This is a genomic window from Acinetobacter sp. CIP A162, from assembly GCF_000367905.1.
In the GTDB taxonomy this organism is placed as follows: Bacteria; Pseudomonadota; Gammaproteobacteria; order Pseudomonadales; family Moraxellaceae; genus Acinetobacter; species Acinetobacter lwoffii.
Genome location: NZ_KB849159.1, coordinates 511,098 through 524,854, shown reverse-complemented (window position 1 = coordinate 524,854; position 13,757 = coordinate 511,098). Strand labels below are relative to the sequence as shown.

The 13,757-nt window shown below is 42.3% G+C and carries 13 protein-coding genes; 6 read left to right on the top strand and 7 right to left on the bottom strand.

Features of this window, described 5'->3' with window-relative positions; genetic code table 11:
• Nucleotides 1-56: 56 nt before the first annotated feature.
• The 5 genes from F995_RS08870 to uvrB all read right to left on the bottom strand — a co-directional run bounded on the left by F995_RS08870 (nt 57) and on the right by uvrB (nt 5,750).
• Nucleotides 57-1,316: a hypothetical protein gene (locus F995_RS08870; protein ID WP_228127477.1), complete on the bottom strand. Its 1,260-nt coding sequence runs from the start codon at nt 1,314-1,316 to the stop codon at nt 57-59.
• Nucleotides 1,223-1,786 (bottom strand): hypothetical protein, encoded by a 564-nt coding sequence (locus F995_RS08865; RefSeq protein ID WP_004646512.1) that lies wholly within the window; start codon nt 1,784-1,786, stop codon nt 1,223-1,225. The genes F995_RS08870 and F995_RS08865 overlap by 94 nt, the downstream gene beginning before the upstream one ends.
• A 109-nt stretch (nt 1,787-1,895) precedes the next feature.
• The gene (rarD, locus tag F995_RS08860; RefSeq protein WP_004646511.1) at nt 1,896-2,834 is read right to left on the bottom strand and encodes an EamA family transporter RarD; all 939 of its coding nucleotides are present in this window, start codon (nt 2,832-2,834) and stop codon (nt 1,896-1,898) included.
• 162 nt (nt 2,835-2,996) lie between these two features.
• Nucleotides 2,997-3,584 (bottom strand): lipocalin family protein, encoded by a 588-nt coding sequence (locus F995_RS08855; RefSeq protein ID WP_004279677.1) that lies wholly within the window; start codon nt 3,582-3,584, stop codon nt 2,997-2,999.
• Nucleotides 3,585-3,728: 144 nt separating this feature from the next.
• Nucleotides 3,729-5,750 carry an excinuclease ABC subunit UvrB gene (gene uvrB, locus F995_RS08850; protein WP_004646510.1) on the bottom strand — a complete coding sequence of 674 codons (2,022 nt, stop codon included), beginning with the start codon at nt 5,748-5,750 and terminating at the stop codon, nt 3,729-3,731.
• A gap of 362 nt (nt 5,751-6,112) precedes the next feature.
• On the opposite strand from uvrB, the gene F995_RS08845 reads away from it, so the two are divergent.
• Nucleotides 6,113-6,901 carry an A1S_2505 family phage non-structural protein gene (locus tag F995_RS08845; protein WP_004646509.1) on the top strand — a complete coding sequence of 263 codons (789 nt, stop codon included), beginning with the start codon at nt 6,113-6,115 and terminating at the stop codon, nt 6,899-6,901.
• A gap of 287 nt (nt 6,902-7,188) precedes the next feature.
• On the opposite strand, the gene F995_RS08840 is transcribed toward F995_RS08845, so the two are convergent.
• Entirely contained in the window at nt 7,189-7,368 is a 180-nt protein-coding gene (locus F995_RS08840; RefSeq protein WP_004646507.1) for a hypothetical protein, read from the bottom strand.
• Nucleotides 7,369-7,817: 449 nt separating this feature from the next.
• On the opposite strand from F995_RS08840, the gene F995_RS08835 reads away from it, so the two are divergent.
• The 5 genes from F995_RS08835 to F995_RS08815 all read left to right on the top strand — a co-directional run bounded on the left by F995_RS08835 (nt 7,818) and on the right by F995_RS08815 (nt 12,166).
• A complete protein-coding gene (locus F995_RS08835) occupies nt 7,818-8,915 on the top strand; it encodes an OmpW/AlkL family protein (protein WP_004646506.1) in 1,098 nt (365 codons plus the stop codon).
• 156 nt (nt 8,916-9,071) lie between these two features.
• Nucleotides 9,072-10,286 carry an MFS transporter gene (locus F995_RS08830; protein ID WP_004646505.1) on the top strand — a complete coding sequence of 405 codons (1,215 nt, stop codon included), beginning with the start codon at nt 9,072-9,074 and terminating at the stop codon, nt 10,284-10,286.
• Nucleotides 10,279-10,413 carry a hypothetical protein gene (locus F995_RS17110; protein ID WP_004646503.1) on the top strand — a complete coding sequence of 45 codons (135 nt, stop codon included), beginning with the start codon at nt 10,279-10,281 and terminating at the stop codon, nt 10,411-10,413. The genes F995_RS08830 and F995_RS17110 overlap by 8 nt, the downstream gene beginning before the upstream one ends.
• Before the next feature lie 178 nt (nt 10,414-10,591).
• Complete coding sequence (locus tag F995_RS08820; protein ID WP_004646502.1) at nt 10,592-11,557, top strand: TauD/TfdA dioxygenase family protein; 966 nt, start codon at nt 10,592-10,594, stop codon at nt 11,555-11,557.
• 279 nt (nt 11,558-11,836) lie between these two features.
• Nucleotides 11,837-12,166, top strand: coding sequence for a four-helix bundle copper-binding protein (locus tag F995_RS08815; protein ID WP_004279668.1), 330 nt, complete (start codon nt 11,837-11,839; stop codon nt 12,164-12,166).
• 96 nt (nt 12,167-12,262) lie between these two features.
• On the opposite strand, the gene sthA is transcribed toward F995_RS08815, so the two are convergent.
• Nucleotides 12,263-13,678, bottom strand: a complete 1,416-nt coding sequence (gene sthA, locus F995_RS08810; RefSeq protein ID WP_004646501.1) for a Si-specific NAD(P)(+) transhydrogenase — start codon at nt 13,676-13,678, stop codon at nt 12,263-12,265.
• Between the last annotated feature and the right edge of the window lie 79 nt (nt 13,679-13,757).

Here is a 13,757-nt window from a genome sequence, read left to right as displayed (position 1 = left end):
TGTTGTTTATTCAAACAAATCTAAATTTCAAAATTTAGCGTCCCGCCCTGTTCAGGCTAGATTCTACTCCCTGCTGAAAAATTCATGTCCAGACTCATGGAGGCATTGAAGTTTTCTACATCGAAATCATCATAGGTTTCGGGCAAGTGAATAAGCAAAGGTAAACGGGTCAGGCCATTATCCCCAGAGGGAAAAGCATAGTGGCGATCAACCTGCTGCAAATGCTGCAAACTTTCAAATTCCAGAAATACACTACAGTTTTCATGTGTTCTTGGCACCTGAATAATTTCCAGAAACATACTGCGCTTTAACTGCTGTAATTGGTTGAGCGCGGTATCAATTGCCTCATCGAAATTATTTTTACGCCATAACTTTTTAAATACGGATTTTTTCTCTTCATCCACTTTTTGCCGCTGCAGTGTATTAATATATTTTTTCAGATCCCGGTATTGCTGTACATTTTCAGAAATCGTATTTTGAATATCCAGAACAGCCTGCTGTGAACGCTGATGCATGACTTGCCATTCATTACGGTGGGTAGGAATAAAGGTTTCCGCTTTACGCTTTTCCAGTAAACGGATAAAAGCCAGCAGTTTATATTCAAAATTCTGGATGTACTGATTAAACATGAAACCCGGCTGGGACTTGAAATCGCGGTAATAGGCCAGAATTTCTGTAAATATTTTATGGACATGCAGATACAGATAATCAAACTCTTCAAGATGCGACAAATGATCACGAATGGCATCCCGCATCGGCAAAAGCAATTCACGCGTCATAATTTCTTCAAACTGCTTCAGGTGACGTTGTGCCACCACATCGGCATTTTTCTCTACGACTTGAATGGGCTCAACCAGTAAAGGTAATAACTTCTGTTCAGACACCTGTTCCAGTGTATTTACAATGTCGATTACATCCAAATGAATCTGACTCTGTAAAGTCACCATTCGCTGCATTTGCGATTTCAGGGTTTCTACCACCGCTTCATCCATGTCATCCTGCAGCTCCAGAATCAGGATATTCAGATAAACCTGATCTTCAAGTACACCTTTTTCTTCAATCAGGAAACGACGAATAGAATACGGGTTTTGCTGCACATCCATCACCGGCGCAACGATAAATAGAAATTGCGAGGTACGGACAATATCAAAATGACGAATCTGCTGCTCTTTAATCAGGAAATAACGGAAAAGTGGATGCGTCATTTCTGCAGTCTGTTTTTTTAATAGCGGCTTATACCAATAACCCAACAATTGCTGCTTGATAAAAACTTCAATAATAAAGTATTTAATGTGCTGTTCGGTAAGCTGACGCACCCCTTCAACCGGCTGTAAGCGGAGGCCGCGAAAATTTCAGCAGCATTTAATAAAAATGTACGACGCAGTTCCAGCTTTTCACGCTGCATCTGAAAATTTTCATTGACGTCAATTTTATCGATTTGTTCAAGTACGTTTTCTAAGTAGTCCGCGATTTGCAAGCTATCATTCAAACCCTGCAAACTTTTCAGTGACAGGCCAAAGGTACTGGCATAGTAACGCATCCGGTCATTGAGAAATTTTTGGCTAAGGCGTTCTACCGAATGTTGAGCCTGATAACGGTATTGATCCACTTCTTGATCCCAAAGAATTTTCTTGGGCTTTAAAATTTGAAAATCAATACTTTCTTTTAATTCTGGCGAAACTTCTGCCAGAATAGTACGAAGCTCTCGCTCCCAATTTAAATCCAGACTTGGTTCCAGTTGTGATAAACGTGCACGTAACTGATATGGAATCGCAATCTGTGACATGTTTATCCCCTTAAAATATAGAAAACATTCTTTTAAACAAAATGGTAGACGATTTTGAAAATAATCAGGTCAATATTGTCTGACGAATATAATGCTTATGCAAACCACATTATTCATTATTTTTTCTGATTTTTTCTAGCTGTGCGGCTTTATTTACCAGCTCATTTTTTTTCAGCTGCTGCTGTTTTAAATGCAATATTCCTTCCACAACCAGCAGTAAAACAGCTAGCCAGATTGGGATGTAGGTCAACCACTCACCTGATTCCACGCGCTCACCCAGCGCCATCGAGGCAAAAGCGAGCAGTACCGGCTCTAGATAGCTCAACAGCCCAAAGATGACAAAGGGCAAATATCGGCTGGCCAAAATATAGCTACCCAAACCGAGCGCACTTAAAAAGCCTAATCCAAGAACTGCCAGGATCAAATGAGAATGACTCAACATAAGCGACATAGAATCGCTATAGATAAAGCCCAAATAAAATGCCACAGGCAAAATCAGAAATAGATCCCACCAGAATCCACCAAGATGATCGGTCGCGAATTTACGCCGCATAAAGAAATAAAGTGGATAAGCTAAAGCGACATAGACCGTTTCCCATGCGATTGAACCGATCCGCCAGATTTCATGCCCTACCCCCAACATTGCCAGAGCAACGGCGACCATCTGGAAAGATGACAATTTTTCTTTATAAAGCACACAGCCGACCAGCACCATCACCAGAGGTAGCAGAAAATAACCGAGCGAGACTTCGAGGCCACGGCCATTGATAGGTCCCCATAGAAATAACCACAATTGCGTGGTACACAACAGTGAACTGATCAGCAACCAGATCAAGAATGAAGGCTGTTGCAACACCCGCTTAAAGATATTGCTAATATGTTTCAGATCACCCGACCACCACATAAAGGCTGTGAGGAATGGTAAAGTCGCCAGCATACGCCAAGCAAAAGTCTGTTCACTATCTAAAGGCTGTAAAAAAGGCGTAAATACATACAGCACTCCAAAAACCACAGAGGCCAAGACAGATAACGCGATGCCTTTATACATAGTTAAACTCTACTTTCATTCGCCGGCATTATAACGATTAGTACAATAGAAAGCTTGATGCTTCATCTATTTAAAATGTAGTTATCTCTCGATTTTAGATTGTCTTTCGACTCATAAAATAAAAAACCATGCCATAGCATGGTTCCCATTAAGACGATCTTTTTATCTTTGAGTTTGTTTAGTATGAATTACATCACTCAGGTCATAACCGACAGACTGTGCATATTGTAAATATTCATTTACCACATTTTTATCCAATTGAGGATCACGTGAGAGTATCCACATATATTTACGTTTTGGCTCACCGACCAGAACAGTTTGATAATTTTCATCCAGTTTTAAGACCCAATAATCGCCACGAGCGACCGGAATCCAACGAATAAAGTCTGGTAAGAAACTGACTTTTAACTTGGTATTCTGCGGTGGATTTTGCACAAATGCCTCGCCCAATGACTGGGTTTGTCCACCATCTTTTTTAATGCAGCGGTTATCCACCACGATATTGCCATTTTCATTTAAAGTATAGGTCGCTGTGACATCGCGATCACACTTGTTTTGAAAATACAAAGGTTTGCGTGCTACTTCGTACCATGTTCCCAGATAACGGTCCAGTTCAACTTTCTCAATGGTCGGTAATGGCTCGTCTTTCGCATAAGCCATGGTAGCGGCGCCCAAACCAAGAAGAACCGCACTACCCACCGCAATTTTTGCCAGCTTTAATCCAGTACGTGAAAATTTTTGAGTTGTCATAAAGATACCTATTGCATGTTCACAAAATATTTATTTAAAAATTTCTGTTCATACAATAGCTTTATCCAATTCCTAAATTTGTTACATTATGTTTTCTTTGTGATTGATTTTACGTCATTTAAATAAGATTTAATGCAACAACAATCAATCAAACATCTGGGCTTTTAAACGCACAATTTCATCACGCATACGCGCAGCCTGCTCAAACTGAAGCTCTTTGGAAGCTTTCAGCATTTCCTTTTCAAGCTTGTTAATGTGTTTCGCAAACATTTTTGGATCTGCCATGATATGCCGCTCATCTGCACTGATCGCACGTGCCTGATCCGAGGCTTTCAATTCAATTAAATCATCATCCAATACTTCACCGGTATCAATTTCCTTGATCACCTGACGCACTGCACTGCGCGGGGTAATGCCATGTTCTTCATTAAACTGAATCTGCTTGGCACGACGACGGTCTGTCTCATCAATGGCTTTCTGCATCGAATCAGTGATTCGGTCTGCATACAGAATCGCCTTACCTTTCAGGTTACGTGCAGCGCGGCCAATGGTCTGAATGAGAGAGCGCTCGGAACGCAGGAAACCTTCTTTATCCGCATCCAGAATGGCGACCAGTGACACTTCCGGCATATCCAGCCCTTCACGTAGCAGGTTAATCCCAACCAGTACATCATGCACCCCAGTACGCAGTTCATGAATGATTTTGACACGTTCAACAGTATCGATATCCGAGTGTAAATAAGCGACCTTAATCCCGTATTCTTTCAAATAAGAGGTTAAATCTTCAGCCATACGCTTGGTCAAGGTTGTAACCAGCACCCGCTCATTAATATCTTTACGCAAATTAATTTCTGAAAGCACATCATCGACTTGCGTCAGAACTGGACGGATTTCAATTTCTGGATCAATCAGACCAGTTGGACGTACCACCTGCTCGACAATCTGTTGGGATTTTTCCAGCTCGTAACGTGCGGGCGTTGCGCTGACATAAACAGTCGTCGGCACAATCCGTTCCCATTCCTCAAATTTCATCGGCCGGTTATCCAGCGCGCTTGGCAAACGGAACCCGTAATTCACCAGATTTTCTTTACGCGAACGGTCGCCCTTATACATGGCGCCAATCTGCGGCACCGTCACATGTGACTCATCAATAATCAGCAAGGCATCATCCGGAATATAATCGAACAAGGTTGGTGGTGCTTCACCCGCAGGACGGCCCGACAAATGCCGTGAATAGTTTTCAATGCCGTTGGTATAACCCAGTTGTTGCATCATTTCCAGATCATAGCGTGTGCGCTGCTCGATGCGCTGGGCTTCCAGCAGCTTGTCATTTTCACGGAAGAACACCAGTCGCTCTTTGAGTTCGTCTCGGATGGTTTCAATCGCACGGGATAAATTGTCTTTCGGCGTAACATAATGGCTTTTAGGATAAATAGTGACGCGAGGCACTTTACGAACCATTTTCCCGGTCAGCGGATCAAACCAGCGAATGGAGTCAACTTCATCATCAAACAGTTCAATCCGGATCGCATCCTGATCCGATTCTGCCGGGAAAATATCAATAATTTCGCCGCGAATACGATAAGTACCACGCAGAAATTCCAGTTCGTTACGCGAATACTGCATCTCGACCAGACGGCGAATAATATCATCACGGCCAATGCGATCGCCTTCCACCACATGCAGCAACATGCTCATATAGGCATTCGGATCACCCAAACCATAAATGGCAGACACCGATGCGACAATAATCGCATCACGTCGCTCTAAGAGTGAACGGGTCGCGGAAAGGCGCATCTGGTCAATATGGTCATTAATTGCAGCATCTTTCTCGATAAAAGTATCTGAAGATGGAACATAGGCTTCTGGCTGATAATAATCATAATAACTGACAAAATACTCAACGGCGTTATTCGGGAAAAACGCTTTAAATTCGCCGTAAAGCTGCGCAGCCAAGGTTTTGTTATGTGCCATGACTATGGTCGGACGCTGGGTCTGGGCAATGACATTGGCCATGGTATAGGTCTTACCAGAGCCTGTTACCCCCAGTAAAAGCTGATCATGAAAACCCTGTTCAATGCCTTTGACCAGCTTTGCAATGGCCTGTGGCTGATCGCCTGCTGGTTGATAACTGGTCACTAATTCAAAGGGCTTTTTATCACTCATAGCTTTCGCTGACTTCGCTGCGGATATAGATTTGATTTATTATGAGGGTAAATTGGAATTACTCAATCCCTGCTTAGGTTTCTGTTTGGTAAAATAAAACAATATTACTATTCATTATTTGTTAGCGCTTTAATCGCTATCTGCTTTGAAAAATCATTAATAAAATATACAGTTACAAAGGGAATAAATACAGAACAAACTAATCATTTTCAGCCAGCAGCTTTATTTGGGCGTACTCGGTATCCTGTTTTGGCTTATGGGTGAAATACTCTATCTGTTTGGCTAGTCCGGCACAATTTTGCCTTGACCCCTTTTCATTTCAAAGGCAACATGAAGATCAGGATGGCCTAGAATCGACAATTATGACTTACCACTATCACGATGAAAGTATTGTTAAATCCCTTCCGGAAAATACGGTTTTTGTTTTTGGCAGCAACTTGGCTGGACAACACGGTGGTGGAGCAGCCAGAACGGCACTTGAGCATTTTGGTGCAGTCATGGGCGTGGGTCGTGGCTGGGCGGGTCAGAGCTATGCCATTCCCACCATGAACGAGCATTTGCAACAAATGCCGCTCTCACAAATCCAGCACTATATTGATGACTTTAAGATTTACACCAAAAATCATCCTAAAAATAAATATTTTATTACTTCCTTGGGCTGTGGGATCGCAGGTTATAAGGTCGAGGAAATTGCACCGATGTTTAAAGGCATCTCACGCAATGTCATTTTCCCGCAATCTTTCCGTCCTTTTGTCGAAAAGCCGCTGCCAAAATTAAGCGCAAATTTTTTACACACCATATTCCGTGATTCGGTCATTTTAACTCCGGCCAGTGATGAGTTGATTGAAGAACTGCCTTTGACCGAAAATGAAAAAAGCTTGGCGAGAATTATTTTAAATACCCAGATCTATCCGACCGACAGCAATGGGCGGGAACGTGTCTTTGAAATTGAAGATATCCTGCACAACCTGAATACCAAGCTGGTCGATTTTCAGAGCCATTCAGAAGGTGCCATGTTGTTTGGAGGCGTGATTTTAGCACTCCTAGAACTTTATAATATTAACGAGAAAGATTTTATTGATGTCTGGCAAGGTGAGCGAGAAATTGCGCCACCGAAACCGGAAAATAAAGCGCGTAAAAGCATTCGTTAGTGCTATCAAAATATCTTTCAAAAAAGCCAATGTTTGAATTGGCTTTTTTTATGGACGGCTAAAATGTCGAATATGAAATCAACCAGGTGTGGATTTTATTTTGGTCGGCATTTAGAGAGCTTAAATATTTCGTTTGCTTTATTAAGAATAAAATTGAAAAAAATTTGGATAAATCTGAGTTTTAATTTCTTTTTGTTCGAAAATTAAATCAAATATTGATCACTAACTCCCTAAAAAAATTCCATAAAAAAAGCCATGATTTATCATAGCTTTTTGAGTCTGATCAATTAGCGTTTGCCCATTGAACGGCGAGTGCCACGTGGTGGCATCCAGGTACGGTCAGCATAACGCTGTGGTCTTGGTCTTAAATCTTCCAGAACTTCTTCTGCAGCATTTTGCTCTGCCTGTTTGATCGGGAAAGGTAAATTAACCAGGGGCTTTTTTTTGGGAGGAGTTTGGGTGCTCATGTGATTCACTCAATAATATATGCAGCTATTGTACAAAAAAACTCAGTCGACTGGGTAGCAGGATCTTGGATAAATTCATATGCTTTTGTTTTTGAAAAATAAAAAATGATCCCGTGATGGTAAATGCTTGAATCAATGCAGCCTAAAATTTACCTAAACTCTTCTCTATATCTTCCATGATAAAAATTCATAGGATTGAAATTTTAACGCTCTCAAGAGTAAATTTTCTTCACTTTTATACTTCAGCTAGTAGGGTAAAGTAATGATTTTTACATACTACTCATTTCTTAAAACTCAAGAGAGATAAACAAAAAATATACATCGGTTACCAATATTAACCATCGCTTAACTTTTGACCTGTTGTTCTATAACTGAATTTTTTAAGGCAATTCACATAATTAGTTAACTAGAAAAACGAATAAACAAACTGGACATGGAGTTCCAAATCAATGAAAACATTGCTGGCATGTATGGCAGGCCTAGCCACTTTACCTATGGTCGCGCATGCAGATTCCCCTTATTTTAGCTTGCAAGATGGAGATGGCTTTAAGCGCTTTTCGGTATCGGTCGGTGCATTGCATGTGATGCCGCAAGGCAAGGCCCAGCCCTTTAAAGTGAATACTGCTGTCAAAGAAGGTGAAACATCACAAGTAGGTGATATCTCAATTGACTCTGTGAAAAATAATCTTGATCCAGACATGGATCCAAACCTTTCCTCTGTTTTTGTTAATATTCTGGATCGACTTGGTACAGAAACACTGCCTGCAGCGCTCAGTGGGCGAGCTGAAATTTATGGACTGGAAAGCTGGAATAATCCTGGTACTGGCCTGGAAGCGGATGATGTCACCACTTTAGGCATCATGACCAATTACTATTTTACCGATAATATTTCTTTTGAAATGAAAGCCGGCATTCCACCTAAAGTAGACTTGCAAGGCAGTGGTAAAATTTATGCTCCTTTCTCTGCGCTTGCGACTCCAAGTCTTGATTTGATTCCACAAATTCCAGGTGGAATTGATTTACCCGGCATTGAATTAAAAAATGATATTCTCATTACTGATCTGGAAGCTTATGGGCCGGCCGCCTCTGCCCGCGCCTGGACACCTGCCTTTGAATTCCAGTATCACTTTGGTAAAACAGGGATCAATAAATTCCGGCCTTATGTCGGCTTAGGTGTGATGTATGCCTATTTCAATGAACTGGAAATTAACTCACGTACCGAGCAGGACCTGATTGCTGCCGGACATATGATTGCCAACATTAAACGAAACAAAGCAGGTGCTTCTCTAGATGGTACGCCAAATGAAGGGGCCGATCCAAAAGTCAAACTTGAAGCATCCGATGCTTTCGCGCCCGTGGCCACGGTCGGCTTTAGCTATGACTTTAATGACACCTGGTTTGCTGTAGGTTCAGTCTCTTATGCACATCTAAAAAATGACACGACAATTACAGTGACAGATGCAAATCTAGGTGAACTGATTCGCTCTAAAGCCGATATCGAAGTCAATCCGATTCTGGCCTATGCCGGGATTGGGATGCGTTTCTAAGCTCAATATCCGATTTTTAATTAAAACGGCTTCGGCCGTTTTTTTAGGCTTAATATATTAATAAAAAAAATTTATCTTTTGATCAATATTTATTTAATCGCCTCTATTGCTTGAATCGAATACTATACATATCAACTTTATAGGCATGAATGACGTATGGCTGACAGTCAATTTTCCAAAGCTCTTATTTTTATGCTGATTGGCTCTGCCATCATTCTGGCACTGTCATTGGGTGTACGTCATGCATTTGGCTTGTATCTGGTGCCGATGAGCGAAGAATTTGGCTGGGGTCATAATGTTTTTAGCCTGGCCATTGCCATGCAAAACCTGATCTGGGGTGCAGTTCAGCCGATTACCGGGGCATTTGCCGATAAATATGGCAGCAAGATTGTGGTAGCTGTAGGCGGAGCCTTATATTCAATTGGTCTACTGTTGATGGCAGTTAGCTCGACCGGCTTACTGTTAAATCTGAGTGTCGGTTTAATTTTAGGTCTAGCCCTGTCAGCTACTTCATTTCCGGTGTTATTGTCTGCGGTCGGGCGTGCTGCCCCACCAGAAAAGCGCAGTTTGGCGATGGGTATTGCCAGTGCCGCAGGTTCTTTTGGTCAGTTTATTATGCTGCCTTCGACCCTGCTACTATTACAGAATGTCGGCTGGTCAGCGGCGCTGGTGGTCAGTGCCATTTTAATTGCACTGATTGTGCCATTGGCCTGGATGCTGAAAGCACCGATGTATGTTAATCCCAACGCAGCCTCTACCTCCAATAAAGTCTCACTCAGCTTTAAACAGATTCTGCTGGTAGTGAAAAATCATAAACCCTTTTGGTTTCTGGCCATGGGCTTTTTTGTTTGTGGTTTTCAGGTCGTTTTTATTGGCATCCACCTGCCGGGCTATCTGATTGATCATGGCTTTAATGCCACAACTGGTACAATTTTCTTAGCCTTAGTGGGTTTGTTTAATGTGGTAGGCACCTATACGGCCGGCTGGCTTGGTGGCAAATATTCCAAACCGCATCTGTTAATGGGATTATATGCCCTGCGTGGAATTGCGATTATTGCTTTTCTCATGCTGCCTCTCAGCACATGGACAGTCTATACCTTTGGTGTCATTATGGGACTACTCTGGTTATCAACCGTTCCGCTGACCAATGGTATTGTGGCGAATATGTTCGGGGTGAAATATCTGACCATGCTCAGTGGCATTGTGTTCTTTACCCATCAGGTTGGCTCGTTTTTCGGTGGCTGGCTCGGTGGAGTCAACCATGATTTGAGCGGCAATTATAATGCGGTGTGGATGCTATCAATTGTCCTCAGCATTTTTGGCGTACTGGTGCATTTCTGGGTCAATGAGGAGCAAATCGTCCATGACTGATTCTCTACTGAAACTCAAACTCTCGATTGTGGTGGCAATCCTGCTTTTACTGGCTTTGTCGATTGGCCTGTGGTTACAAACCCCTCAGCTGTTTGAATATTTTAATCAGGCTTTCTGCGCACACTAAACTGTCGAAATATCCTCAGCAGAAAATGCGCAATCCATCGCACAATAAGTTAAATGTTTCAAAATCAACTGAATAGTAAAAATAACAGATTATTCATAAACTTATCATTTCTTTTGATTTTATTTCAGTCTGGAATTTTCTTAGATTTTGATCAATAAGAAAATTCTGAGACTTGATAATGACCAGCTTAACCCAACTTTCACAAGCGATTCATGATGCTCCACGCTGGCATCAGCAAGATCAATTTCAACATCCGGATGAAATCAAGATTGTACCGCAAACCGGTCAGGCCTTAGGTGCAGTGGTCTATGGCTTGGATGCCCGTAAAGTCCAATCATCCAAAACCATTTTAAAGTTAAAACAGGCGCTGGCCGAGCATCTGATTTTGATCTTTAAGCAGCAAAGTCTGGATGATTTACAATACTTGGCGTTTTCAACTTATTTCGGTTCCATTTTCCGCCCAGGTGCAGATACACCGGTACTGGCTGCGCAGTCGGATAGCGGCATTCCACCCGATGTCGTGCCGGTGTCCAATGCCGTCGGTCAGGGAGATTACACTGGGCATGGTGAACTAACTCCACATGCCGATCATCAATGGACACCATTACCCTCTTTTGGCTCCCTTCTGTATGCAATTGAACTGCCTCAGGACGGCGGACAGACCAGCTGGATCAACACCATTAAAGCCTATGATGCACTCGATGAAGCAACCAAGGTAGAGATCGATCAGCTACAACTGATTACTTACAACCCTTTCGTGCGCCGTCAAAAAACCAGAGATCAAACTGATGATCAAGGTTATGGTTCAAGCCCATTGTATCGTTTTAAAGATCAACCGATTTTAAGCCATGCTTATCCACATCCACTGGTGCGCACTCATCCTGAATCCGGCCGTAAAGCGCTTTGGCTAAACACCCATACCGAAGTCGAGCTGGTCAATTATGATGATCAGGCTGGCAGTCAACTGATCGCCAAATTACGTGAGCATATTTCGAAACCTGAATTCGCTTATGAACATCACTGGGAAATTGGCGATATCGTGTTCTGGGATAATCAGGTGACCTTACACTCACGCCGTCCATTCCCGGCAGATCAGCGCCGTTTATTGAAACGCATCAGTCTGGCGGGTAGCCGTCCGTTTTAATAATAAAAACGAGAATAACGAGAAAGGTAGAGCTAGTTTAACCCTTCAAAAATTACGATTCATCATGTCGATCTTCCACCATTGAGACTTTGACCGCCTCAATGGTTTTTTATTTTCAAATAAAAAAATTAATTCCAACTATCGCTCATGATCCAGTAGATCTCTAACAAAACAAAGTAGCTGTTTACTTTTCCTCACCTAATCTACCTAGTGTATTTTCCTTTTTCTGCTTAGCTTATTAGAAAATCAGCAACAAACCTATGGAAAGAGGAAACGACAATGAATCAGCTTCAATTTTCAGATTGTGTTCAAACCTGTATGAACTGTTCCCTGGCCTGTGCCAACTGTGCCAGTGCCTGTCTTAAAGAAGAAGATCTGGAGATGATGCGGGAGTGTATCCAGCGCTGTCTGGACTGTGCAGATATCTGTCAGTTGTGTGCCCGTATGGAACAAAAGCAATCTCCATTCATGCATGAAATATGTGAACTTTGTGCGAAAGCCTGTGACTACTGTGTAGAAGAATGTGGTCATCATGAAGATGAACATTGTCAGCAATGTGCCGAAGCATGCCGCCGCTGTGCTGAAGAATGCCGAAAAATGGCGGCTTAAAAATTCGATTTGATCAACTTGACTGACTTAATCACTTCCAATAAAAAAACCGCAAGTGAAGACTTGCGGTTTTTCTGTCTAAGTCAAATATCTCACTTAGAATAAACGGTTCATACCATTCAGTGTGGCTACACGATACGCTTCAGCCATAGTCGGATAGTTAAACGTGGTTTCTACGAAGTACTTGATGGTATTGTTCGGGCTGTTCATGACTGCCTGACCAATATGGATAATTTCAGAGGCATTATTACCGAAGCAATGTACACCCAAAACTTCCAGTGTTTCACGATGGAACAGAATCTTTAATTCGCCCATAGTATCTCCGGTAATCTGTGCACGTGCCAAATGACGGAATGATGCCTGACCGACTTCATACGGAATCTTTTCTTCAGTCAGCTGCTGTTCAGTCTTACCAATCGAAGAAATCTCAGGAATGGTGTAAATCCCGGTTGGAATATCAGTCACCGGCGCAACGTCTTTCTCGCCGCTCATATTGGCACCCGCGCAACGACCTTGGTCATAGGCAGCAGAGGCTAGTGAAGGCCAACCGATTACATCACCGGCAGCGTAGATATTTTCTACTTCAGTCTGATATTGATCATTCACAGTCAATTGACCACGGCTGTTCGGTTTCAGGCCGACATTTTCAAGGCCTAGACCATCGGTATTGCCTGAACGGCCATTACACCACAAAATCGCGTCGGCTTTAATTTTCTTGCCGCTTTGCGTGTGCATCACCACATGGTCGTCAAATGTTTCTAAAAAGTCGATCTGTTCATTATGACGAATCAGCACACCCTGTTCACGCAAGTGATAAGACAGCGCATCAGAGATTTCATCATCCAGATAGCTTAAAAGTTTGTGTTGGGTGTTGATCAGGTCAACTTTATGTCCCAAACCAATAAAGATCGAGGCATATTCACAACCGATTACACCTGCGCCATAAATGATGATTTTCTGGATGGAATAGTCCAGATCCAGAATTTTGTCTGAATCAAATACACGTGGATGATTAAAATCAAGAATGTCTGGACGATATGGACGCGAGCCGCTGGCAATGACCAGTTGCTTAAACATCAGCGTTTCTTTAATGCCATCTGGGTTAAATACAAAAATGGTATTTTGATCCTGAATGTAGGCACGACCATGATAAATATCAATTTTATTGCGGTCGTAGAAACGTGAATGTGTATCTACTTGTTGTTGAATAACTTTATGTGCATGACGCAACACTTGCTTCATAGTGAACTGCTTCCAGTCCCCAACTTTTTGAAACAGTGGATCACGTTGATAACGGATAATACTGGATACTGTTTGACGCAATGCTTTACTTGGAATCGTACCGACATGGGTACAGTTACCACCCAGCTGTTCACGCATCTCAACGATTGCAACACGCTTACCAGATTTGGCAAGTTTCATTGCCGCGCCTTCGCCCGCAGGGCCCGAACCTAGAACTACCGCATCATATTTAACGAAAGTCCCACTAACGACCTCTTTTTTACGTGGCATTCAACGCTCCTCAAAATTAAAAAATTCACTTTAATCTACACTCTTATTATGACGTAAATCCTGTTGATTTGGTGTATTT

Excerpts from the sequence above, each read along its gene's own strand:
- F995_RS08830 (WP_004646505.1), top strand. The coding sequence starts at position 9,072 with ATGGCTGACAGTCAATTTTCCAAAGCTCTTATTTTTATGCTGATTGGC.
- rarD (WP_004646511.1), bottom strand. The coding sequence starts at position 2,834 with ATGTATAAAGGCATCGCGTTATCTGTCTTGGCCTCTGTGGTTTTTGGA.
- F995_RS08845 (WP_004646509.1), top strand. The coding sequence starts at position 6,113 with ATGACTTACCACTATCACGATGAAAGTATTGTTAAATCCCTTCCGGAA.
- F995_RS17110 (WP_004646503.1), top strand. The coding sequence starts at position 10,279 with ATGACTGATTCTCTACTGAAACTCAAACTCTCGATTGTGGTGGCAATC.
- F995_RS08815 (WP_004279668.1), top strand. The coding sequence starts at position 11,837 with ATGAATCAGCTTCAATTTTCAGATTGTGTTCAAACCTGTATGAACTGT.
- uvrB (WP_004646510.1), bottom strand. The coding sequence starts at position 5,750 with ATGAGTGATAAAAAGCCCTTTGAATTAGTGACCAGTTATCAACCAGCA.
- F995_RS08840 (WP_004646507.1), bottom strand. The coding sequence starts at position 7,368 with ATGAGCACCCAAACTCCTCCCAAAAAAAAGCCCCTGGTTAATTTACCT.
- sthA (WP_004646501.1), bottom strand. The coding sequence starts at position 13,678 with ATGCCACGTAAAAAAGAGGTCGTTAGTGGGACTTTCGTTAAATATGAT.
- F995_RS08855 (WP_004279677.1), bottom strand. The coding sequence starts at position 3,584 with ATGACAACTCAAAAATTTTCACGTACTGGATTAAAGCTGGCAAAAATT.
- F995_RS08820 (WP_004646502.1), top strand. The coding sequence starts at position 10,592 with ATGACCAGCTTAACCCAACTTTCACAAGCGATTCATGATGCTCCACGC.
- F995_RS08835 (WP_004646506.1), top strand. The coding sequence starts at position 7,818 with ATGAAAACATTGCTGGCATGTATGGCAGGCCTAGCCACTTTACCTATG.
- F995_RS08865 (WP_004646512.1), bottom strand. The coding sequence starts at position 1,786 with ATGTCACAGATTGCGATTCCATATCAGTTACGTGCACGTTTATCACAA.